Here is a 23,279-nt window from a genome sequence, read left to right on the forward strand (position 1 = left end):
GGAGCAATCGAAACATGAGCGTTCTCGTAAACAAAGACACCAAGGTGCTGGTGCAGGGCTTCACCGGCCAGCAGGGCACCTTCCACGCACAGCAGTGCATCGACTACGGCACCAAAGTCGTCGGTGGCGTGACCCCGGGCAAGGGCGGTTCGGAGCACATCGGCCTGCCCGTGTTCAACTCGGTGGATGAAGCGGTGCTGGAAACCGGCGCCGACGCCTCCGTCATTTTCGTGCCGCCGCCGTTCGCGGCCGACTCGATCCTCGAGGCGATCGACGCGGGCATCAAGACCATCGTGGCGATCACCGAAGGCATCCCGGTGCTGGACATGCTGCGCGTGAAGAACGTGCTGCAGCAGCATCCGGAGATCGTGCTGATCGGGCCGAACTGCCCCGGCATCATCACCCCCGGCGAATGCAAGATCGGCATCATGCCCGGCCACATCCACAGCAAGGGCAGGGTCGGCGTGGTCTCGCGCTCCGGCACGCTCACCTATGAGGCGGTGTTCCAGACCACCAACGAAGGCCTCGGCCAGAGCACGGTGATCGGCATCGGCGGCGATCCGATCAACGGCCTGAACTTCATCGACTGCCTCAAGCTGTTCCAGGACGATCCGCAGACCGAAGGCATCATCATGGTCGGCGAGATCGGCGGCAGCGCCGAGGAAGATGCCGCCGAGTTCATCGGCGAATACGTGAAGAAGCCGGTGGTCTCGTTCATCGCCGGTGCCTCGGCTCCGGCGGGCAAGCGCATGGGTCATGCCGGCGCGATCATCTCCGGCGGCAAGGGCACCGCCGCGGCGAAGTTCGCCGCGCTGGAGAAGGCCGGCGTCACCACGGTGAAGTCGCCGGCCGACCTGGGCAAGGCGCTCGCCAAGCTGATGAAGTAGGCGTTGGCGCAGGAGAACAAGGGCCGCGCATTGCGCGGCCTTTTTTTTGGCTTCGGCGCCGTCACGCGCCGGCAACGATCCGCCGCACGATCGGCGGATCTGAATGCAGCGCCCGCGTGGACGGGCCACCCGGCGCGGCATTCCACTACCATTCGCCGATTGAATCCAAGGAATGCTGCGTCCATGGCAAAGCTGCGACTGGCGCTGGCCCAACACGATTTTGCCGTCGGCGCGGTGGCGGCCAATGCCGCCAAGGCGGCAGGACTGATGGCGCAGGCGCGCGAAGGCGGCGCCGCGCTGGTGGCCTTTCCCGAGCTGACCCTGAGCGGCTATCCGCCGGAGGATCTGCTGCTGCGGCCGAGCTTTCTCGCCGCCTGCGAGCGCGAGCTGTGCGCGCTGGCCTGCGCGGCGCAGGGCGTCGCGGCGCTGGTCGGCCATCCGCACAGCGCCGGCGAGGTCTACAACGGCGCCAGCCTGCTGCGCGAGGGGCGGATCGAGTGCACCGCGCACAAGCAGGCGCTGCCCAACTATGGCGTGTTCGACGACCTGCGCTATTTCCGCCCCGGCAACGGCACCACGACGCGCGTGATCGAGGGCGTGAGCGTGGGCCTGCTGATCTGCGAGGACGTGTGGCAGCCCGAGCCGGCCGCGCAGGCCGCGGCTGCGGGCGCGCAGCTGATCGTGGTGATCAATGCGTCGCCGTGGGACGACCGCAAGCAGGCCGAGCGCGAGGTCGTGCTGGCGGCGCGGGCGCGCGAAACCGGCTGCGCGATCGCCTACCTCAACCTGGTCGGCGGCCAGGACGAGGTGGTCTACGACGGCGCCTCGATCCTGGTCAACGGCGACGGGTCGATCGCGGCACGGGCGCCGGCCTTCGTCGACGCGCTGCTGTGGGCCGAGTTCGACCCGGCCACGCGCACGCTCGCGGCGATCGACTGGCCGGTGCCGGCCGACTCGTCGATGGAGGCGACGCTGTACGCGGCGCTGGTCCGCGGCGTGCGCGACTACATCGACAAGAACCGCTTCGACGGCGTGCTGCTGGGCCTTTCCGGCGGCATCGACTCGGCGCTGACGCTGGCGCTGGCGGTCGACGCGCTGGGCGCCCGGCGCGTCACCGCGGTGATGATGCCCACCCGCTACACCTCGCAGCTCTCGCTCGACGGTGCCCGCGCGCAGGCCGAGCAGCTGGGCGTGGACTACCACGTGATCCCGATCCAGGCGACGTACCAGTCGTTCATGGATGCGCTCACTCCCGCCTTCGCCGGCAAGGCCGCCGACACCACCGAGGAGAACCTGCAGTCGCGCACGCGCGGCGTGATGCTGATGGCGCTGTCCAACAAGCACGGCCGCCTGCTGCTCGCCACCGGCAACAAGAGTGAAATGGCCGTGGGTTACGCCACCCTGTACGGCGACATGTGCGGCGCCTACGCGCCGCTCAAGGACGTGTACAAGACGGTGGTGTATCGGCTGGCGCGGTGGCGCAATGGAGCCGGTAACCGGGAACGCATGTCCTCGCCGACATCCGGCTCTTCGACGATGCACGATTCCCGATTGCCGATTCCCCCCGAAGTCATCGCCCGTCCACCCTCGGCCGAGCTGCGCGACAACCAGGTCGACCAAGATTCGCTGCCGCCGTACGACGAGCTGGATGCGATTCTCGAACGCTTCATCGAGGGTGAGCAGTCGCAGGCGGAGATCGTGGCCGCGGGCCACGATGCCGCCACGGTGCAGCGGGTGGCGCGGCTGGTGCTGCTCAACGAGTTCAAACGCCGCCAGTCCGCCCCCGGCCCCCGCGTCACCACGCGCGCCTTCGGCCGCGAACGCCGTTACCCGATCACGTCAGGGTGGCGCTGAGCCGGGATTCCCGGGAGGACCGCCCGGCGGTCGTGCGTATGTCCTTCCTGTTTACCGTTCCCGGCCGCGCAGCAGCCGGCTCAATGATGCCCGGAGAACGGAATCATCTTGCGCACCAGCGAGGGTGCGTGCGGCCACTTGGGATCGGTGAGATAGGGGTGGTTCGGATAGTTCAGCGCCAGCACTTCGCGGGTCTGCGCAGCCAGTTCCTTGCGGTCCAGCGCCAAGTAGCTGCGGGCGAGGATGGCCAGCGCATCGCCGGTCTGCGGCGCCTGCTGGTAGTGCTCGATCACGTACTGCGAGCGGTCGGCCGCCGCGATGTAGGCCTTGTTCTGCAGGTAGAACTCGGCCACGTTGATCTCGTACTGCGCCAGCAGGTTGCGCAGGTAGATCATGCGCTGGCGTGCGTCGGCGGTGTAGGCGCTGTCGGGGAAGCGCCGCGACAGTTCGGAGAAATCGTCGAACGCCTGTAGGTTGTAGCCCTGGTCGCGGCGAGTCAGCCCGCCGGCGCGCTTGGTGAAGCGCTCGATGAAGCCGCTGGTGCGGTCGAAATTGATCAGGCCGCGCAGGTAATAGGCATAATCGACGTGTTTGTTGGCCGGATAGGTCTTGATGAAGCGGTTGATGGTGGACAATGCCTCGTCCGGCTGGTTGTCCTTGTATTGCGCATAGGCCAGCTCAAGCTGGGCCTGCTCGCTGTACGGACCGGACGGGAAGCGCGCGATCAGGCGCTGGAACGCCCGCACCGCGCCGGAGTAATTGCCCGCCTCCAAGAAGCTGTGGGAGCGGTTGTACAGCGGCTCCAGCGGCATCGTGTCGATGGTGTTGCCCTTGCGGCCGAACATCGAACAGGCGCCAAGCACGGCCACCAGGGCGACCACGGCGAGCAGCCTGGCGGCGTGCAGCGGGAACAACGATGGCGTGGTCGAGCCACTGGATGGGCGCATAGGAATGAATTCGGATGTCGGAACGAACAGGCATGATAACTGAAACCGGTTGCCGCCCGCGGGGGCTGGCATGACCACCATACGGCAGCAGGCGGAGGTTCCGCTGAGTGCAGCAGGCCGTCGCTTCGACCAGGCTTTGGCCGAGATGTTCCCCGCCTATTCGCGTTCGCGGCTCAGCGGCTGGATCAAGGCCGGCGCGGCGACCCTGGATGGCGCCCCGGCTGCGCCGCGGCAACTGCTGCGCGGCGGCGAGCGGGTCGAGCTGGATGTCGAACTGGAAACGGAAGTGCACAGCCAGCCCGAGGCGATTGCGCTGACGATCGTGTACGAGGATGCCGACCTGCTGGTGCTGGACAAGCCCGCCGGACTGGTGGTGCATCCCGGCGCCGGCAACCCGGCCGGCACGCTGCTCAACGGCTTGCTGCACCACGACCCGCAGCTGGCCGAGCTGCCGCGCGCCGGCATCGTGCATCGGCTGGACAAGGACACCTCCGGCCTGATGGTGGTGGCCAGGACGCTGTCCACCCATACCGCGCTGGTCGATCTGCTCTCGCGGCACGAAGTGGAACGCCAGTACGAAGCCGTGGTGATGGGCACGATGGTGGCCGGCGGCACGGTGGACCAGCCGATCGGCCGCAGCATGGGCGACCGCCTGCGCCAGGCCGTGCGTGACGAGGAGGACGGCAAGCGCGCGGTGACCCATTACCGCGTGCGCGAGCGCTTCCGCGCGCACAGCCTGCTGCAATGCCAGCTGGAAACCGGCCGCACCCACCAGATCCGCGTGCACCTGGCGCACATCGGCCACCCGCTGATCGGCGACCCGTTGTACGGCGGCGGCCTCAAGTTGCCCAAGGGCGCCAGTGACGGCCTGGTCGCCGCCTTGCGCGGCTTCCGCCGGCAGGCGCTGCACGCGGAGAAACTCTCGTTCGTGCATCCGGTCACCGGCGAGGCGCTGTCGTTCACGGCCGAGCGCCCCGCCGATCAATTGGCCCTGATCGAGGCGCTGCGTGCGGATCTGGCCGAACACGGTCCGGACCCGTATTGATGGGTCGGTACGCGCCGCCGCCAGCCGTGCGATGCTTGGGGAATCCCCGATCCCCGATCCCCGATCTCCAATCCCGGCCCCCATGACTGAAAGCTGGATCTTTCCCGACTGGCCCGCGCCGCCGCAAGTCCACGCGGCCGTCACCACGCGGCTGGGACCGGGCGTGTCTTCCGCGCCGTTCGAGCGCTTCAACCTCGGCCTGCGCTGCGGTGATGCGGCCGAGGCCGTGATGGCGAACCGCGGCGCGCTGCAGCAGGCGCTGCGACTGCCGGCCGCGCCGCGCTGGTTGCATCAGGTGCACGGTTGCGGCGTGGCCGAACTCGGCCCGCTGCCCAGCGCACACGAGCCTCAGGCGGATGCGGCGGTCTCGCACATTCCCGGCACGGTGCTGGCGATCCTCACCGCCGATTGCCTGCCGGTGCTTTTGTGCAGCGAGGATGGCGGCGAGATCGGTGCGGCCCATGCCGGCTGGCGCGGCCTCGCCGCCGGCGTGCTGGAGGCCACCCTGGCGCAGATGGTCAGCCCGCCGGCGCGCGTGCTGGCGTGGCTGGGCCCGTGCATCGGCGCGCCGTCGTACGAGGTGGGCGAGGAAGTGCGCGCCGCGTTCGTCGCGCGCGACGCGGCTGCCGCGGCGTGCTTCGAGGCCACGCGCCCGGGCCACTGGCGTTGCGACCTGGTCGCACTGGCGCGGCAGCGCCTGGCGCGCGCGGGCGTGACGCGCGTCTACGGCGGCGGCGACGATACCCATGCCGACCCGCGTTTCTACTCGTACCGGCGCGACGGCGCCGCCAGCGGCCGCTTCGCCAGCCTGATCTGGCTCGCTCAGAGCTGATCCGGCGCGGGTTTCCCGGGCGCGCGCAACGCCTCCAGGAAACCGGTGCGCCAATGCGTGATGTCGTTGTGGCGCAGCACCCGCATCATCGCCTTCCAGCGCCGGCGCCGTTCGGTCCGCGGCATGTGCAGCGCCTGCTCCAGGGCGTCGGCGACCTCTTCGGTGTCGGCCGGGTTGACCAGCAAGGCATCGCCCAGCTCCAGCGCGGCTCCGGCGAAACGCGAGAGCACCAGCACGCCGGGGTCTTCCGGGTCCTGGCAGGCCACGTACTCCTTCGCCACCAGGTTCATGCCGTCGCGCAGCGGCGTGACCAGGCCCACGCGCGCGCTGCGGTAGTAGCCGGCGAGCAGGCGGTGCGGGAACGACTTGTTGATGTAGCGGATCGGCACCCAGTCCGGCGCGGCGTACTTGCCGTTGATGTGGCCGGCGCTGCGCTCCAGCTCGCGGCGGATCGCGCGGTACTCCAGCACCGCGCCGCGCGAGGGCGGCGCGATCTGCATGAAGGTGACGTGGCGGTGCAGCTCCGGGTCGCGTTCGAGCAGCCGCGCGTAGCCCTGGAAGCGATGCGGCAGGCCCTTTGAATAGTCCAGCCGGTCGACCCCGATGATCAGCGCGATGCCGCGGGTGCTTTCGCGCAGCTGCACGATTTCCTTCAGCCCCACGGCCTTCTGCGCGATCCCGGCGATGTGTTCGGTGTCGATGCTGATCGGGAAGGCGCCGGCGCGGAATTCGCGCCCGCCGGGCATGCGCATGCGCCCGCCCAGGCGCATCACCGCGCCGGCCTCGTGCAGGAAATAATCCTCCAGCGCGCGCAGGTCGCGATGGGTGTGCACGCCGATCAGGTCGTAACTGGCCAGTGTTTCCAGCAGCTCGTGGTGGTTGGGCAGGGCAATCAGCAGGCCGGCGGCGGGCAGCGGCGTATGCAGGAAGAAGCCGATGCGGTTCTTCACGCCGAGCTTGCGCAGCATGGCGGCCAGCGGAATCAGGTGGTAGTCGTGGACCCAGATCGTGTCGTCCGGGCCGATCAGCGGACGCAGGCGCTCGGCGAAGATCCGGTTGACCCGCAGATAGCCGTCCAGATGGCTGCGCTGGTAGTCGACCAGGTCCGGCCGGTAGTGCAGCAGCGGCCATAGCGCGCCATTGGAAAAGCCGGCGTAGAACGCGTCGTGGTCGGCGCGCGAGAAGTCCACGGTGGCGTAGTCGATGCCGTGGTCGCTGGCCTGGTGCAGTTCGGCGCCGGTCTCGGCGGCGCTCACCTTGCCGCTCCAGCCGAACCACAGCCCGCCGTTCTCGGCCAGCGCCGCGCGCAGGGCCGAGGCGAGCCCGCCAGCGGCGGTCTGGTGGGGCAGTGCGACGCGGTTGGAGACCACGATGAGCCGGCCGGGAGTCTTGCGCGCCATCACATGGCGTCCTCCCAGCGGCGGGAGAGGCGCATCGCCGACTGGATCAGCCCCACCAGCGAATAGGTCTGCGGGAAGTTGCCCCACGGCTCGCCGGTCTTCGGCGCGATGTCCTCCGAGAGCAGGCCCAGCGTGGTGCGCTGGGCGAGCATGTTCTCGAAGGTGGTGCGGGCGCGCTTCTCGCGGCCGGTGGCGGCAAGCGCGTCGATGTACCAGAACGTGCAGATGTTGAAGCTGGTTTCGGGCGCGCCGAAGTCGTCCGGCGCGATGTAGCGGAACATGTAGTCGCCATGGCCGAGCTTCTCGCCGATCGCGTCGACGGTGGCGACGAAGCGCGGGTCGCTCGCCTGGACGAACCCGATGTCGGCCAGCAGCAGCAGGCTGGCGTCCAGCCGCTCGCCGTCGTAGGCGTCGACGAAATGGCCAAGCTTTTCGTTCCAGGTGCGCGCTTCGATGCGCCCGTGCAGCGCGGCCGCCTCGTCATGCCACCAGCGCGCGCGGTCCTCCAGCCCCAGCTCGGTGGCGATGTGCGCCAGACGGTCGCACGCGGCCCAGCACATCGCCGCCGAGTAGGTGTGCACGGCCATGCGCCCGCGGTACTCCCACAGGCCGGCATCGGGCTCTTCGGCCATGCGCAGAGCGGTTTTGCCCAGCTGCTCCAGCCGCTCGAAAGTCACCTTGTCGCCGCGATGCTGCAGGCGCTGGTCGAAGAACAGTTGTGCCGAGGCCAGCAGCACCGAGCCGTAGACATCGTTCTGGCGCTGCTGCCATGCGTCGTTGCCCACGCGTACCGGCCCGTCGCCGCGGTAGCCGGCCAGCGTGTCGACCTGCCGCTCGGGCAATTGCTCGGCAAAGGTGATGCCGAACACCGGGCCGAGTTCGGCCTGCCCGCGGTTGGCGACCAGGTTGAAGGCGTAGCGGATGTACTCCTCCATCGAGCGCGTGGCGCCCAGCCGGTTGAGGCCGCGCACGGTGAAGGCGGCGTCGCGCAGCCAGCAGTAGCGGTAATCCCAGGTGCGCCCGCTGCCGGGCGACTCCGGGATCGAGGTGGTCAACGCCGCCACGATCGCGCCGGTGGCCTCGTACTGGCACAGCTTCAGCGTGATCGCGGCGCGGATCACCGCCTCCTGCCACTCGAACGGGATGGACAGGTAGCGGGTCCATTCGCGCCAGTAGTCCAGCGTGCGTTCCAGTGCCAGGTGGATGAAGTCCGACACGTTGCCTTCCAGCGTCTCATCCGGACCGAACAGGAAGTGCGCGGGCTGCTCCAGGCCGAATGGCAGGCCGCGTTCGACCATCAGCGGCGCCACGTCGCAGGTCAGTCGCTGGATGGTGTCGCTCAGCAGGTAGCGGATGTGGTTGCTGCCGGAGGTGGTCTGCGGCGTGCGCGCGCCGTAGTCGCACAGCGGGCGCATGCGGACGCGGATGCGCGGCGAACCGGAGATCGGCGCCACGCGCCGCGCCAGCATTTCGGGATGGTAGAGCCGGCCGGAGGCGCGGTGGCGCGGGGCGAAGTCGGTGATCTCGATCGCGCCGCCCTGGCGGTCGAACAGCCGCGTGACCAGCACCGCGGTGTTGCGCAGGTAGAACTGCTCGGCATGGTCGAAGTGCTCCAGTTCGATCGCCCAGTCGCCGCCGGGGAGGGTCGGCGAGAGCAGGCTGCAGAAGCTGGCGTCGGCATCGAACCGCGGCAGGCAACACCAGACGATGCGTGCGTGGCTGTCGACCAGCGCGGCCACGCTGCCGTTGCCGATCACGCCCAGTTCAAGACTGGCGCGAGGTTTCTCGTTCGGATGGTCGGGCATGGGTGGGGGCTCCTTGCATCAGTGCGCCCAGGACGCGGGCCAGCCAGGCGATCGTGGCGACCGGATCGGGCAGGGTGAAGCGCGCGGCGCTGGGATGGCGGTCACCGACGCGGACACTGAGTCCGTGCGCGCGATTGACCGCGTCGAAGGCGTGCTCGTCGGTGAGGTCGTCGCCGAGGTAGACCGGCAGCCGGCCCTTGAACGGTTCGCCTTGCAGCAGTTCGGCGACGGCGCGGCCCTTGTCCATGCCGCCGGGCTTGAACTCCAGCACGCGGCGACCGGCCTGCAGTTCGTAGCCGGGCAGATGGGCGATCGCGCCGATGGCCGCCTCGCGCAACTGTTGCCACTCGTCCGACGACCCGCGGCAGTGCAGCGCAACCGCCTGCTGCTTGTTTTCCAGCTGCACGCCGGCAAAGCGCGCGGCCAGCGCCTGCGCCTCGTGTTGCATGCGCGCCTGTTGCAGCGGCATCACCACATGGCGGCGCAGTTCGCCGGTAGCCGCGCGCAGCTCCACTCCGTGCAGGCCGATGGCGGCCCGGTGCGGGCGCTCGAACAGGCGGTCGATGTCGTCCAGCCGGCGCCCGCTGACCAGCGCCAGCGCGCCGTCGGTCGCCCCGTGCAGCGCGTCGAGCAGGGCGAGCAGCTCGTTGTCCACGCGCACCGCATGCGGGTCATCAGCGAAGTCGAGCAAGGTGCCGTCCACGTCCAGCAACAGCGCCCAGGCAGTGTCTGCGGTGGGCAGCGGCGGAGGGGGAAGCGGCGCGTGGGTCGTGGCGTTGGCGGGGCGTGGCGTGGACATCGGGCCGCACCGTAACAGGGTGAATGTGAAGAGCCGGCCATGCGCCGCGTGCGGCCACGGTGAACGGCGATCGGCGGACCGGGCCAGCTTGAATCGGTGCATTCCGGCCACACGTTTGCGCCGTGGCGATTGCCGCCCTACCGATGCGGGGATTCTCGACATGCGAATGGACAAACTCACCTCGCGGTTCCAGCAGGCGCTGGCCGACGCGCAGTCGCTGGCCGTGGGCCGCGACAACAACATGCTCGAACCGGCGCACGTGATGGCCGCGCTGCTCAACCAGCAGGGTGGCTCGACCGGCCCGCTGCTGACCCAGGCGCAGGTCAACGTGCCGATGCTCATGCAGCGCGTGAACGAGTTGCTCGATCGCCTGCCGCAGGTCCGCGGGCAGGAGGGCAACATCAATCTCGGCAACGACCTCAACCGCCTGCTCAACCTCACCGACAAGCTGGCGCAGCAGCGCGGCGACCAGTTCATCGCCAGCGAACTGTTCGTGCTCGCGGCGCTGGAGGACAAGGGCGAACTGGGCGCGGCACTGAAGGCCGCCGGGGCGACCCGGGCGCATCTCGAAGCGGCGATCGAGAAGCTGCGCGGCGGCGAGAAGGTGCAGAGCGAGAACGCCGAGGAACAGCGTCAGGCGCTGGACAAGTACTGCATCGATCTCACCGAGCGCGCCGAGCGCAACAAGCTCGACCCGGTGATCGGCCGCGACGAGGAAATCCGCCGCACCATCCAGGTGCTGCAGCGGCGCACCAAGAACAACCCGGTGCTGATCGGCGAGCCCGGCGTGGGCAAGACCGCGATCGTCGAAGGCCTGGCCCAGCGCATCATCAAGGACGAAGTGCCCGAGGGCTTGCGCGGTCGCCGGGTGCTGGCGCTGGACATGGGTGCGCTCATCGCCGGCGCCAAATTCCGCGGCGAGTTCGAGGAACGGCTCAAGGCCGTGCTCAACGACCTGGCCAAGCAGGAAGGCCGGGTGATCCTGTTCATCGACGAATTGCACACCATGGTCGGCGCCGGCAAGGGTGAGGGCGCGATGGATGCCGGCAACATGCTCAAGCCGGCCCTGGCGCGCGGCGAGCTGCACTGCATCGGCGCCACCACGCTGGACGAATACCGCCAGTACATCGAGAAGGACGCCGCGCTGGAGCGGCGCTTCCAGAAGGTGTTCGTGGGCGAGCCGTCGGTGGAGGACACCATCGCGATCCTGCGTGGCCTGAAGGAGCGCTATGCCGTGCACCACGGGGTGGAGATCACCGACCCGGCGATCGTCGCCGCCGCGACCTTGTCGAACCGCTACATTGCCGACCGCCAGCTGCCGGACAAGGCGATCGACCTGATGGACGAGGCCGCCAGCCGCATTCGCATGGAGATCGACTCCAAGCCGGAGGAACTGGACCGGCTCGAACGTCGGCTGATCCAGCTCAAGATCCAGCGCGAGATGCTGAAGAAGGAGAAGGACAGCGAATCGAAGCAGCGCCTGGCCGACCTGGAAGCCGACATCGAGAAGCTCGAACGCGAGTTCTCCGACCTCAACGAGGTGTGGAAATCCGAGAAGGCCGCGCTGCAGGGCACGACCAAGGTCAAGGAGCAGATCGAACAGGCCAACCAGGATCTGGAAGCGGCGCGGCGCGCGCAGGATTACGCGCGGATGAGCGAGATCCAGTACGGCAAGTTGCCCGAACTGGAAAAGCAGCTCGCCGCGGCGCAGGCCGCCGAGACGCAGGATTTCAAGCTGGTGCAGACGCGCGTCACCGCCGACGAAATCGCCGAAGTGGTGTCGCGCTGGACGGGCATCCCGGTCAGCAAGATGCTGGAAGGCGAGCGCGACAAGCTGTTGAAGATGGAAGACGAGCTGCACAAGCGCGTGGTCGGCCAGGACGAGGCCGTGCACGCCGTGGCCGACGCGATCCGCCGCTCGCGAGCCGGCCTGTCCGATCCGAACCGGCCGAACGGCTCGTTCCTGTTCCTGGGCCCCACCGGCGTGGGCAAGACCGAGCTGTGCAAGGCGCTGGCCGAATTCATGTTCGACACCACCGACGCGATGGTGCGCATCGACATGAGCGAGTTCATGGAGAAACACTCCGTCTCGCGCCTGGTCGGCGCGCCTCCGGGCTACGTCGGCTACGAGGAAGGCGGCTATCTGACCGAAGCCGTGCGGCGCCGGCCGTACAGCGTGATCCTGCTCGACGAGGTGGAGAAGGCGCACCCGGACGTGTTCAACATCCTGCTGCAGGTGCTGGACGACGGCCGCCTCACCGACGGCCAGGGCCGCACCGTGGACTTCCGCAACACCGTCATCGTGATGACCTCGAACCTCGGCTCGCAGATGATCCAGGACGCGGCGGAAAGCGGCGGCGACGCGGAGGAGCAGTACACCCAGATGAAGGCCTCGGTGATGGGCGTGGTGCAGGCGCACTTCCGCCCCGAGTTCATCAACCGGCTCGACGAGATCGTGGTGTTCCGGCCGCTGGACAAGAACCAGATCCGCGCCATCGCGAAGATCCAGCTCGAATACCTGGAGAAGCGCCTGGCCGAGCGGCAGCTCAAGCTGGACGTGGGCGACGACGCGCTGACCCTGCTCGGCAACGTCGGCTTCGATCCGGTCTACGGCGCACGGCCGCTGAAGCGGGCGATCCAGCAGCAACTGGAGAATCCGCTCGCGCGGCAGATCCTGGAGGGTCGTTTCCAGGGCGGCGACACCATCCACGTGTCGACCGCCGGCGGCCAGCTGGTGTTCCGGTAGCCGCGGGTCAACCCGGCGCGGCGGATGCTTCCGGCGCGCCGGGTTCGGTGTCGGTTCCCGTGTGGAGGCCGCAGCGCAGATCCCGCGCGTCGACCTCGCCCCAGCCGATCAGCTCACCAGTGATAGGCCACCGTGCCGTAGTAGTACGCGCCGCTGAAGCCGAACGGCGACGAGCCCGAGTAGGTCAGGATGCCGTGGAAGTTGTTGGCGGCGCTGCTGCGTTCGGGGTAGGCGTTGTTGAGGTCGTTGGCGCCCACGGTGAAGGTCCAGTTGTTCCAGGCGTAGTTCGCGTTGGCATCGAGCACGAAGCGTGCGCCGTAGGTCTGGTCCGTGGCCGGGTTGTTGCCCAGCGTGGTGAACTGGCCGTAGCGGGTCAGCTGGCCGTGGAAGCTCCAGTTGCCGACGTTCCAGTCGGTGGCGAGGAACGCCTTGGTGCGCGGGGCACCCTTGGTGATGCGGCCCTGTTCGGTGCGGTCGATGATCGGCAAGGTCAGCCCGACCAGGCCCAGTTGCGGCGGGTTCGGCGCGATCGCGCGGATGTCGGTCTTGTTGTAGTTCACTCCGCCGGTGAACTTCAGCGCGGAGTGTTCCAGCTGCAGCGGCCAGGTGGCCACCAGGTCAACGCCGCGCGTGCGCGTGTCGACCGCGTTGGTGAAGAAGCGGCCGCCGCTGACAAACGGAATGCCCACCGAGGTGAGGTAATCCTGCACGGGCGTTCCGACCAGGTTGCCGCTGAGGATGATCCGGTGGTCGATGTCGATCTGGTAGAAATCCAGTGTGGTGTACAAGCCGCTGGAAGGGGTCAGCACCAGGCCGAGGCTGTAGTTGCGTGATTTCTCCGGCTTCAGTGCCTGCGCACCCAGCGCCTGCGCGGCGGGGTTGCTGACCGGGAAGGTACGGATCGTGTACGGGATCAGGTTGCCGCTGCCGTCGGCGACGAAGTTGATCGCGGTGCTGGAGTAGTACTCCTGCTGCAGCGACGGCGCGCGGAAACCGTTCGACACGGTGCCGCGCAGGGCCAGCGTGTCGGTCAACGCGAAACGCCCGGACAACTTGGCCGAGGTGGTGCCGCCGAAATCGCTGTAATGTTCGCGGCGCACCGCCAGCCCGGCAGAGAGCTTGTCGGTGAGGTCGCTCTCCAGGTCCACGTAAAGCGCGCGGCTTTTGCGCGAGTGCGAGCCGGCGTCGCCGGGCTGGTAGCCGGGGAACACCTGCGCGCCGGAGCCGGCGTACGAGGCCGCGTCGCCCTGCTTGAGGGTGAACTCCTCGCGGCGGTATTCCAGGCCCCAGGCCACGGACAAGCCGTTCGGCAGCATGGCTGGCTGGAAGTCGCGGCTGAAGTCGGCGTTGTAGACATCCTGCCGGTTGGTCAGGGTGCCGATGTAGAAGCCGGTGGGCGAATCCGGGTCCAGCGAGTAGTTGTAGGTGTCGCTGGTGTGCAACTTCCAGTGGTTGCCGCCGGTGTTGGCGCTGAGGTCGTAATGCCAGCCGGCCACCGTGCCGCGCAAGCCGAGCACTTCGCTGTCGTCGCGGATCGCGCTGTTCTCGATCGGCAGATAGCCGTCCGGATAGACCGCCGCCGCGCCGGGGTAGCTGCCGGCATAGGTCGACAGCGAACGGAAGAAGCCGCCGGCGCTGACGTCGCGCTTGTTGAACAGGCTGAAGGCGTAGAGCTGCGCGTTCGGGGTGAAGTCGTACTGCAGGTTGATCGCCGCCTGCCTGGCCCGCACCAGCGGGATGCCGTAGTGGAAGGTGACTTGCCCGTAGCTGGGATCACCCGGGTAGCGCACGTCGGCACCGGCACGATTGGTCGGGTCCTGGTGGCTGGCGTTCGCGCTCAGGTGCACCCAGCCCTTGTCGCCGAGTTTGAAGCCGCCATCGGCGCCGCCCTGCCAGGTGGTGCCGTCACCCTTGCTGTACTGGCCGCCGGTGAGGCTGAGCGAGCCGTGTTGCGCGCCACCCTTGAGGATGATGTTGATCACGCCGGCGATCGCGTCCGAACCGTATTGCGCCGCGGCGCCGTCGCGCAGTACCTCGACGCGCTCGATCGCGTTGACCGGGATCGCGTTGATGTCCACCGGCGAGGAGCCGCGGCCCAGTGAGCCGTTGACGTTGACGATCGCGGTGGTGTGCTGGCGCTTGCCGTTGATCAGCACCAGCGTCTGGTCCGGCGAGAGCCCGCGCAGTTGCGCGGGCTGGATCGCGTCGGTGGCGTCAGTCACCGAGGGCTGCGGAAAGTTGAACGAGGGCAGCAGCACGCGCAGCGCGGTGGCCAGGTCGGTGGCACCGGTGCCGACCAGGTCCTTCGGCGTCAGCACGTCGATCGGCGCCAGCGAGGTGGCTTCGGTGCGGTCGAACACGCGGGTGCCGGTGACCACCACCGCCTGCAGTGCGGTGACATCCTTGGCGGCAGGCTTGTCCGGCGCGGCGCCGGGGTCCTGGGCGCGCGCGGGCAGGGAGAGGGCAAACGAGGACAGGACGAGGGCGATGGCGGCGGCGAGGCCGCCCCGGATCGGGAATGATTTGGCTTGCATGCGCGAACCCCGGGCAATGGCGAGCATGTAGTCGGCGGGTCCATGACTACGACGTGGCACGCGCATTCGCTCGGGGATGTGGTGTCGTGCGTCCCTGACGGGCTCGAACTTAGGTTGCTGCAGAATGACCTGTCAAGCGCGGCGCCGTCGGCGCGGCGAAGGAACTTGCGAGGGGCTTGCGCCATCCTCCGCACGAGCGCCTCGCGAACGCATCATGGCGCCATCGGTGCCACGCAAACGGCGACATGATGCAGGCGTGGCTGCGCTCGCGCGGATCGGGCACCGGTGTGCCCGATCCGCATCCGGTGGTGCGCGGCCGGGCTTCGACATCGAGAACCCGGCGACCTCTTCAGTCGAGATCCAGCGAATCGCGGTCGCCCTGGCGACGCTTCTGTTCCTTCTGCTCGTAGCGGGCCTCGCAGCCGTCGCGCTTGACCATGGCGCAGTCGAGATAATCGGTGGCCTCGATCAGCGCGGCGCGCACCGCCTTGCTGGCCGGCGTCTTCTCCTTGTGGCCGAAGTCGCCGCCGACGCCGCGGGTGTAGCCGCTCAGGCGAATCGCCTTGTCGGTGCTGCGCCCTTCCACCGTGCGCGAGAACACGACCTCCGAGGTTTCCGCGTCGATCACGCGCAGGTCGATCGCCACATAGGCCTTGGCCTGGCCGCCGCCGACGTGGAAGCCCGCGAAGCTGAGGCCGCCGCCGGTGTTGGAGGTGTCTTCCGTGTACGAGGCGACGCTGCCGGTGATCAGGTACTGCGCACCGGTGATGTTGCCGGTGTGCGGACTGCTGCCCGGGCGCATGCGGTAGGAGCTGGCCAGATCCTGCTCGGCCAGCACGGCGTTGATCTTCTGCCGCTCGATCACCTTGAAGTCGCCGGTGGCGCTGAGTTCGTTGCTGAGCACGTCAGCCAGTTGCGAGCCGACGCCGCCGTGCCACCAGGCGACGGAGTCACTGTTGTTGGTGAAGTCGACCACCGCGACGGTCAAGGTCGGTGCTTCGCGGGCCATGGCGGCGCCACTCGCCAGCACGGCAAGCGCCAGCATGGTGCCGGTGGCAAATCGTCCTGTTCGTTTCATCGTTGTCCCCTCCGCTTGATGGAGCGCTGATAACCCCCTGATTGCCGGCCCTCGCGCCGGCAAGCCGCGGCGCCGACGGCGTGGCCGACGCCGTGGCGGCGCCCACCCGGCTGCACCGCGTGCGGCGCAGGCCATAGTGGCCGTTTTTCGGCTCCCTGTTCAAGCGTGGCGCGCCGTGGACGTGTAGGCGCCGGCCGTGAAACCCTGTCCGCGGTATTCCGCCGGCCAGGTCGTCGCCCCTCCCGCGGCCGCCGGGAACCGCCGCCGCCCGCGGATCTGGCGACCACCCGGTGGCGCCGCTACGATGACGCCCTGTGCGTGCCGGCCCCGCGGCCCGGTCGCGCCGCCCGCGTTGAAATCGGCGCCGGCCCACCCGATATTGCGACCAGTCCCGCTCCATCCTGGTCCGGAGTCCAGAAACCACCATGCCCATCTACGAATTTGAATGCAGCGGCTGCGGCCATCGTTTTGATCGCCTGCAGAAGCTGTCCGATGCCGATCCCACCGTCTGCCCCGCCTGCGCGGCAGCCAAACTGCACCGCCGGGTCAGTGCGCCGGCGTTCCGCCTGGCCGGCAGCGGCTGGTACGAGACCGATTTCAAGAAGGACGGCGAGAAGAAGCACAACCTCGCCGGCACCACGGCGGGCGAGGGCAGCAAGTCGGCCCCGGAAGGCAAGCCGGCGTCGGCGCCGGAGGCGTCCACCGCCAAGCCCGCTGCACCCGCCAAGGCGGCCGCCGCGGCGGATTGAGTCCGCCCGCGCGTCCTCCCGTTCGGCTCCAGCCGCGGCGGCCCGGCGTTTGCCGGAAGGCCGGCGATGCTAAGATTCCGGGTCTTTTCCCCCGTTCATGCCGCCAGTCGGCCCGGAGTTTCCAGCGCATGCGCACGCATTACTGCGGCCTCGTCAACGAGGCCCTGATCGACCAGACCGTCACCCTCTGCGGCTGGGTCAACACGATCCGCCTGCAGGCGCACGTGGCCTTCGTCGACCTGCGTGACCACGAGGGCGTGGCGCAGGTGGTGATCGAGCGCGACAACGCCGCGGCGTTCGCCATCGCCGGCGAGATCGGCAATGAGTACTGCCTGCGTGTCACCGGCACGTTGCGTCGCCGCCTGGCCGCGAACGACAAGCTCAAGACCGGCACGGTCGAGCTGCTCGCCGACACCGTGGAGGTCCTCAACCCGGCGAGGGACCTGCCGTTCGCGCTGCACGAGAATCCCAACGAGGACATGCGGATGACCTACCGCTACCTCGACCTGCGCCGCCCCGAGATGCAGGCGATGCTGCGCAAGCGCACACGGCTGGTGCAGACGCTGCGGCGCTACCTCGACGCGCGCGGTTTCCAGGACATCGAGACGCCGATCCTGACCAAGGCCACGCCCGAGGGCGCGCGCGACTACCTGGTGCCCAGCCGTGTGCATCCGGGCCAGTTCTACGCGCTGCCGCAGTCGCCGCAGCTGTTCAAGCAGATCCTGATGATGGCCGGCTTCGACCGCTACTACCAGATCGCGCGCTGCTTCCGCGACGAGGACCTGCGCGCCGATCGCCAGCCGGAGTTCACCCAGCTCGACATGGAGTTCGCCTTCGTCGAGGAGAAGGACGTGCAGGACATGGTGGAGGACCTGATCCGCCACGTGTTCCGCGAGGTGCAGGGTGTGGAGCTCGATGCGAGCTTCCCGCGCATGACCTGGGCCGAAGCCATGCGCCGCTTCGGTTCGGACAAGCCGGACCTGCGCATCGCTCTGGAACTGGTCGACGTGGCCGACGCGCTGAAGGGCGTGGAGTTCAAGGTGTTCGCCGAACCGGCCAACGATCCGGCCGGCCGCGTGGCCGCGCTGCGCGTGCCCGGCGCTGCGGCGCTGTCGCGCAAGGATATCGACGGGCTCACCGAGTACGTCGCCCGCTACGGCGCCAGGGGGCTGGCCTGGATCAAGGTCGAGGATCGCGCGAAGGGCCGCGAGGGCATCAGCTCGCCGGTGGCCAAGTTCCTCGATGACATGGCGCTCGATGCCGTGCTCGATGCGACCGGCGCGCAATCCGGCGACATCGTGTTCGTCGGTGCGGGCAAGTGGAAGACCGTCACCGACTTCATGGGCGCGCTGCGGCTCAAGGTCGGCAAGGATCGTTCCCTGGTCGAGGAGGGCTGGAAGCCGCTGTGGGTTACCGACTTCCCGATGTTCGAGTACGACGAGGACGAGCAGCGCTACGTGGCCCTGCATCATCCGTTCACCGCGCCGAAGATCGACGACATCGCCGACCTGAAGAGCCATGCAGCCACTGCCGTCAGCCGCGGCTACGACATGGTGCTCAACGGCAACGAGATCGGCGGCGGCTCGATCCGCATCCATCGCCCGGAGATGCAGAGCGCAGTGTTCGGCCTGCTGGGCATCGGCGCCGACGAAGCGGAGGCCAAGTTCGGCTTCCTGCTCAAGGCACTGAAGTTCGGCGCGCCGCCGCACGGCGGCATCGCCTTCGGCATCGACCGCATCGCCGCGTTGATGGCCGGCACCGAGTCGATCCGCGACGTGATCGCCTTCCCCAAGACCACCAGCGCGCAGGACCTGATGACCGACGCACCGTCGCCGGTATCCGCCGCCCAGCTGAAGGAGTTGTCGGTGGCGACCGTCGAGGGCAAGCCCTGAGGCGCGAGGCGCGTACCCTTGCCGACAGCCGGTGGTGGCGAGACGCGTGATGACCGAATCCCGAAATCCCGATCCCGAGTCCCGGCTGCAGGCCCACGTGATCCTGCTGCACGGCCTGTGGATGCGCGGGTTCGCGCTGTCCATGCTGCATCACCGGTTGATGGAGGCCGGCTTTCGCGTGCACCGCTTCGATTACCTGAGCGTGGCCGCCAGCCAGCAGCACATCCTGGATCGCCTGCACCAGCGCATCGCCACGCTGGCCGGCGAGGCCGACGCGGTGCACCTGGTCGGCCACAGCCTGGGCGGGCTGCTCGCGCTGCGGGCCTGCAGCGACGGCAAGGCGCTGCCGCCGGGACGCATCGTCTGCCTCGGCTCGCCACTGCGCGGCAGTGCCGCCGCGCGCGGTTTTGCCCGCTGGGGTCGCGGCGGCGAGCTGTTGCTGGGACACAACCGCCAACTGCTGGAAGAAGGGTTCGAGCGCTGGGATGGCGAGCGCGAGGTGGGCGTGATCGCCGGCCGCGTCGCGCTGGGGCTGGGCGCCGTGCTGGGTCAGCTGGAGGGCGAGCACGACGGCACCGTGGCGGTGGCCGAGACGCGCCTGCCGGGGTTGGCCGACCATTGCGTGGTCGAATCGAGCCACACCAGTCTGCTGTTCTCGCCGGAGGTGGCGCGGCGGGTGGCCTGTTTCCTGCGCGAGGGGCGATTTGCCGCGGAGCCGGGCGCCGGCACACCTGCCGATTTCAGGTAAAATTGCCCGCTTGTCCAATCGCTTCATGCAGGAATCGCCATGGGTAGAGGCCCGTCCATCGAAGGTCGCAAGAACGCCGAGGACGCCAAGCGCGCCAAGGTGTTCACCAAGCTGATCCGCGAGATCACCGTGGCTACCCGCGCGGGCGTCGCGGACCCTGGCGGCAACCCGCGCCTGCGCGCGGCGGTGGACAAGGCGCTGTCGGCCAACATGACCAAGGACACCATCGAGCGCGCGATCAAGCGCGGCTCCGGTGCCGACGGCGGCGCCGACATGCAGGAGCTGCGCTACGAGGGCTACGGCCCGGCCGGCATCGCGCTGATCATCGACTGCTTCACCGACAACCCCACCCGCACCGTCGCCGACGTGCGTTACGCGCTGACCAAGCACGGCGGCAACCTGGGCACGTCTGGCTCGGTCGCGTTCCAGTTCACCCGCTGCGGCGAACTGGTGTTCGCCACCGACAACGACGCCAGCGCCGAGGAGTTCGTGCTCGATTCGGCGCTGGAAGCGGGCGCCGACGACGTGATCAACGAGCACGGCGAGAGCATCGTGCTGTGCGCGCCGGAGCACTTCGAGGCGGTGCAGCAGGCCCTGATCGACGCCGGCCTCAACGCCGTGCACGCCGGCGTGGTGATGCGCCCGAACAATCGCGTCGAGGTGCCGGCGGAAGCGCTGGAGCCGCTGCTCGACCTGCTCGAGAAGCTCGATGCGCTGGACGACGTGAGCGAGGTCTCGCACAACGCCCTGCTGCCCGCCGGGACGGCCGAATAAGTCGGAGGCCTCGCGCCTTCGCATCGCATCGTGATGATCCGCATCATCGGCATCGATCCCGGCAGCCAGCGCACCGGCGTGGGCATCATCGACGTGGACGAGGCGGGCCGGCTCGCCCATGTCTTCCATGGCGCGCTGGCGGTGGCCGGCGAGGCCAGCTTCCCGCTGCGCCTGAAACGCATCTTTGACGAACTGTGTGACATCATCGCCGCCCATCACCCGGTCGAGTGCGGCATCGAGCGCGTGTTCATGGCGCGCAATGCGGATTCCGCGCTGAAACTGGGGCAGGCACGCGGCGCCGCGATCTGCGCGGTGGTCAGTCGGGGGATCGTGGTGCACGAATACGCGGCAACCGAGGTCAAGCAGTCCGTGGTCGGCAGTGGCCGCGCCGACAAGGCGCAGGTGCAGCACATGATCGGCGTGCTGCTCGGCCTCAAGGGCCCGCTGCAGGCCGACGCCGCCGATGCATTGGCCATCGCGGTGGCGCATGCGCACACCCGCGCCAGCCTGGCCCGCGTCGGCATCCCGCGCACGGCGTGGAGGCGGCGCCGGTGATCGGCCGACTGCGTGGCACCCTGGTTTCCCGCCAGCCGCCCTCGCTGCTGGTGGAGGTGGCCGGCGTCGGCTACGAGGTCGAGGCGCCGATGTCCACGATCTACGACCTGCCCGCCACCGGCACCGAAGTGACCTTGCTGATCCATCACGCGGTGAAGGAGGACAGCGTCGCGCTGTACGGTTTCCTGCGCGAGAACGAGCGCACGCTGTTCCGCAGCCTGCTCAAGGTCAGCGGCATCGGCGCGAAGATCGCGCTGGCGGTGCTGTCGGGGGTTTCCACCGATCACTTCGCCCGGCTGGTGCATGCCGGCGACGTGGTGGCGCTGACCAAGATCCCCGGCATCGGCAAGAAGACCGCCGAGCGCATCGTGGTGGAGCTGCGCGACCGCGTCGACGGCTTGTCCACTCCCGGCGGCGTATCCCTGCCCGGTGCCGCCGCGGCGCTGGACGCGGCGGGCGAGGCCACGGTGGCGCTGCAGCAGCTCGGCTACAAGCCGGCCGAGGTGAGCCGGCTGGTGCAGAAGGTCGCCGCCGACGGCGACAGCGCCGAGGCCATCATCCGCAAGGCCTTGCGCGCTGCGTTGGGCAACTAGGCCGTCAGGATTTCCATGAGCGAACAAGTGCACGACCAGGCGCCCGCTTCCAGCGGCACCGACAACGGCCACGGCGCCAAGTCGGCCTTGATCCTCGGGGCGCTGGGCGTGGTGTTCGGCGACATCGGCACCAGCCCGCTGTACACGATGCACGAGACCTTCCTGCCCGACCACGGCCTGCACCCGCACCCGAGCACGGTGCTGGGCATCCTGTCGCTGGTCACCTGGTCGTTGATCATGGTGGTGGCGGTGAAGTACGTCAGCCTGGTGATGCGCGCCGACAACAAGGGCGAGGGCGGCATCATGGCGTTGATGACCCTGGCCCAGCGCGCGGCCGGCAAGTCGGTGCGTGCACGGCGGGCGATCATGCTGATGGCCTTGCTCGGCGCCGCGCTGTTCTTCGGCGATGGCGTGATCACGCCGTCGATCTCGGTGCTCTCGGCGGTCGAGGGCCTGCAGGTGGCCGCGCCGGCGCTGTCGCACTACGTGGTGCCGATCACGGTGGCGATCCTGCTCGGCCTGTTCTGGCTGCAGCGCCACGGCACCGCGCGCATCGGGGTGCTGTTCGGGCCGATCATGGTGTTGTGGTTCCTGGCGCTGGCGGTGATCGGCGTGCACAACATCATCAAGGCGCCGGGCGTGCTGTGGGCGCTCAATCCGTATCATGCGGTGCAGTTCTTCATGAGCCACGGGGCGGCGTCGTTCCTGGCGCTGGGTTCGGTGGTGCTGTGCGTGACCGGCGCCGAGGCGCTGTATACCGACATGGGCCACTTCGGTCGCTACCCGATCCGCGCGGCGTGGTTCGGTTTCGTGATGCCGGCGCTGCTGCTGAACTACTACGGGCAGGGTGGCTTGCTGCTCAACCACCCCGAGGCGATCGCCAACCCGTTCTACCATTCGGTGCCGGGCTGGGCGTTGTATCCGATGATCGGGCTGGCCACGCTGGCTACCGTGATCGCCTCGCAGGCGGTGATCTCCGGCGCGTTCACCGTGTGCCGGCAGGCGATCCAGCTCGGCTTCCTGCCACGCATGCAGGTGGTGCACACCTCGCGCGAGGCGATCGGGCAGATCTTCCTGCCGTGGGTCAACCGCGGCCTGATGGTGGCGGTGATCGCCACCGTGATCGGTTTCGGCTCCTCCAACGCCCTGGCTGGCGCCTACGGCATCGCGGTGACCGGCACCATGGCGATCGACACCGTGCTGACCATGATCGTGGCGCGCCGCATGTGGCACTGGAGCCGCACTGTGGTGATCCTCACCGGCCTGCTGCTGCTGGTGATCGACCTGAGCTACTTCGGCGCCAACACGCTGAAGATTCCCGACGGCGGCTGGTTCCCGCTGGTGCTCGGCGTGCTGTTGTTCACCGTGATGACCACCTGGCGCCGCGGCCGCGAGCTGGTGGTGCGCGAGATCAAGCAGGGCGGCCTGGCACTGGCGCCGTTCATCGAGAACATGACCGAACATCCGCCGATGCGGGTGCCGGGCACGGCGGTGTTCCTGACCGCCAACCAGGAGGCCGTGCCGCATGCGCTGCTGCACAACCTCAAGCACAACAAGGTGCTGCATGAGCGCAACGTGCTGCTCACCGTGGCAATCCTGGAGACGCCGGTGGCCGATGCCGAGGAGCGCATCCACATCAGCCGGCTGAGCGACGATTTCTACAGCCTGGAGCTGCGCTTCGGTTTCGCCGAGGACCCCAACATCCCGCTGGCACTGTCGCGCTGCACCCGCGAAGGGCTCGGTTTCGACATGATGGATACCACCTTCTTCCTGTCGCGCGAGAGCATCGTTTCCAGCGAGCGGCGCCCCGGCATGGCGCCGTGGCGCGACAAGCTGTTCGCCTTCATGGCGCGCAATGCGCTGCCCGCCACCGCCTTCTTCCAGATCCCCGGCAACCGGCTGATCGAGCTGGGCGCTCAGGTGGAAATCTGAAGCTGCAGGACAGCGCCCTGTGTGCGCGAAGCTTTTGCGCGCCGTGAAGAGGAGCATCGGGCACAAGGTGCGCTCCTACATACCCGGTGTGAGCCTGCCATAATCCCCG

The 23,279-nt window shown here is 68.6% G+C and carries 18 protein-coding genes; 12 read left to right on the top strand and 6 right to left on the bottom strand.

What is annotated here, in order from left to right; genetic code table 11:
* The first annotated feature begins 14 nt into the window (after positions 1–14).
* Positions 15–887, top strand: a complete 873-nt coding sequence (gene sucD / locus ACVCMB_RS16185) for a succinate--CoA ligase subunit alpha (protein ID WP_395116784.1) — start codon at positions 15–17, stop codon at positions 885–887.
* Positions 888–1,070: 183 nt separating this feature from the next.
* Positions 1,071–2,741, top strand: a complete 1,671-nt coding sequence (locus tag ACVCMB_RS16190) for an NAD+ synthase (RefSeq protein WP_447100830.1) — start codon at positions 1,071–1,073, stop codon at positions 2,739–2,741.
* Between the two features lie 80 nt (positions 2,742–2,821).
* Here the strand turns inward: ACVCMB_RS16190 and ACVCMB_RS16195 are convergent, their stop codons facing one another.
* Positions 2,822–3,688 carry an outer membrane protein assembly factor BamD gene (locus ACVCMB_RS16195; protein ID WP_395116788.1) on the bottom strand — a complete coding sequence of 289 codons (867 nt, stop codon included), beginning with the start codon at positions 3,686–3,688 and terminating at the stop codon, positions 2,822–2,824.
* 70 nt (positions 3,689–3,758) lie between these two features.
* On the opposite strand from ACVCMB_RS16195, the gene rluD reads away from it, so the two are divergent.
* Positions 3,759–4,733, top strand: coding sequence for a 23S rRNA pseudouridine(1911/1915/1917) synthase RluD (rluD, locus tag ACVCMB_RS16200; RefSeq protein WP_447097095.1), 975 nt, complete (start codon positions 3,759–3,761; stop codon positions 4,731–4,733).
* Between the two features lie 82 nt (positions 4,734–4,815).
* A complete protein-coding gene (gene pgeF / locus ACVCMB_RS16205) occupies positions 4,816–5,565 on the top strand; it encodes a peptidoglycan editing factor PgeF (protein ID WP_447105698.1) in 750 nt (249 codons plus the stop codon).
* On the opposite strand, the gene otsA is transcribed toward pgeF, so the two are convergent.
* The 3 genes from otsA to otsB are packed head-to-tail and all read right to left on the bottom strand — an operon-like array spanning position 5,556 to position 9,569.
* On the bottom strand, positions 5,556–6,965 hold the full coding sequence (otsA, locus tag ACVCMB_RS16210; protein WP_447105699.1) for an alpha,alpha-trehalose-phosphate synthase (UDP-forming): 1,410 nt from the start codon (positions 6,963–6,965) through the stop codon (positions 5,556–5,558). The two genes, pgeF and otsA, sit on opposite strands and share 10 nt — an antisense overlap.
* On the bottom strand, positions 6,965–8,770 hold the full coding sequence (locus ACVCMB_RS16215) for a glycoside hydrolase family 15 protein (RefSeq protein WP_447105700.1): 1,806 nt from the start codon (positions 8,768–8,770) through the stop codon (positions 6,965–6,967). The genes otsA and ACVCMB_RS16215 overlap by 1 nt, the downstream gene beginning before the upstream one ends.
* The gene (gene otsB / locus ACVCMB_RS16220) at positions 8,730–9,569 is read right to left on the bottom strand and encodes a trehalose-phosphatase (RefSeq protein WP_447100827.1); all 840 of its coding nucleotides are present in this window, start codon (positions 9,567–9,569) and stop codon (positions 8,730–8,732) included. Before otsB ends, ACVCMB_RS16215 begins: the two co-directional genes overlap by 41 nt.
* Positions 9,570–9,729: 160 nt before the next feature.
* Between otsB and clpB the strand changes: the two genes are divergently transcribed.
* Entirely contained in the window at positions 9,730–12,315 is a 2,586-nt protein-coding gene (gene clpB / locus ACVCMB_RS16225; protein ID WP_395116800.1) for an ATP-dependent chaperone ClpB, read from the top strand.
* A gap of 113 nt (positions 12,316–12,428) precedes the next feature.
* Here clpB and ACVCMB_RS16230 read toward each other — a convergent pair whose 3' ends face one another.
* Both ACVCMB_RS16230 and ACVCMB_RS16235 read right to left on the bottom strand, forming a co-directional pair.
* Positions 12,429–14,849 (bottom strand): TonB-dependent receptor plug domain-containing protein, encoded by a 2,421-nt coding sequence (locus tag ACVCMB_RS16230; RefSeq protein ID WP_447100826.1) that lies wholly within the window; start codon positions 14,847–14,849, stop codon positions 12,429–12,431.
* A 349-nt stretch (positions 14,850–15,198) separates the two neighbouring features.
* The gene (locus ACVCMB_RS16235; protein WP_447105701.1) at positions 15,199–15,927 is read right to left on the bottom strand and encodes a CsgG/HfaB family protein; all 729 of its coding nucleotides are present in this window, start codon (positions 15,925–15,927) and stop codon (positions 15,199–15,201) included.
* A gap of 425 nt (positions 15,928–16,352) precedes the next feature.
* On the opposite strand from ACVCMB_RS16235, the gene ACVCMB_RS16240 reads away from it, so the two are divergent.
* The 7 genes from ACVCMB_RS16240 (at position 16,353) to ACVCMB_RS16270 (ending at position 23,170) form a co-directional block, all read left to right on the top strand.
* Positions 16,353–16,676: an FmdB family zinc ribbon protein gene (locus ACVCMB_RS16240; RefSeq protein WP_447105702.1), complete on the top strand. Its 324-nt coding sequence runs from the start codon at positions 16,353–16,355 to the stop codon at positions 16,674–16,676.
* Between the two features lie 128 nt (positions 16,677–16,804).
* Positions 16,805–18,568 carry an aspartate--tRNA ligase gene (aspS, locus tag ACVCMB_RS16245; RefSeq protein WP_447105703.1) on the top strand — a complete coding sequence of 588 codons (1,764 nt, stop codon included), beginning with the start codon at positions 16,805–16,807 and terminating at the stop codon, positions 18,566–18,568.
* 49 nt (positions 18,569–18,617) lie between these two features.
* Entirely contained in the window at positions 18,618–19,316 is a 699-nt protein-coding gene (locus ACVCMB_RS16250) for an esterase/lipase family protein (protein ID WP_447097087.1), read from the top strand.
* A gap of 39 nt (positions 19,317–19,355) precedes the next feature.
* Positions 19,356–20,090, top strand: coding sequence for a YebC/PmpR family DNA-binding transcriptional regulator (locus ACVCMB_RS16255; RefSeq protein ID WP_395116812.1), 735 nt, complete (start codon positions 19,356–19,358; stop codon positions 20,088–20,090).
* 33 nt (positions 20,091–20,123) lie between these two features.
* Positions 20,124–20,645 (top strand): crossover junction endodeoxyribonuclease RuvC, encoded by a 522-nt coding sequence (gene ruvC, locus ACVCMB_RS16260; protein WP_395121347.1) that lies wholly within the window; start codon positions 20,124–20,126, stop codon positions 20,643–20,645.
* On the top strand, positions 20,642–21,238 hold the full coding sequence (ruvA, locus tag ACVCMB_RS16265; RefSeq protein ID WP_447097085.1) for a Holliday junction branch migration protein RuvA: 597 nt from the start codon (positions 20,642–20,644) through the stop codon (positions 21,236–21,238). The genes ruvC and ruvA overlap by 4 nt, the downstream gene beginning before the upstream one ends.
* A 15-nt stretch (positions 21,239–21,253) precedes the next feature.
* A complete protein-coding gene (locus tag ACVCMB_RS16270) occupies positions 21,254–23,170 on the top strand; it encodes a potassium transporter Kup (protein WP_395116816.1) in 1,917 nt (638 codons plus the stop codon).
* Positions 23,171–23,279: the final 109 nt, after the last annotated feature.

It is taken from the genome of Rhodanobacter sp. UC4443_H10, from assembly GCF_052978325.1.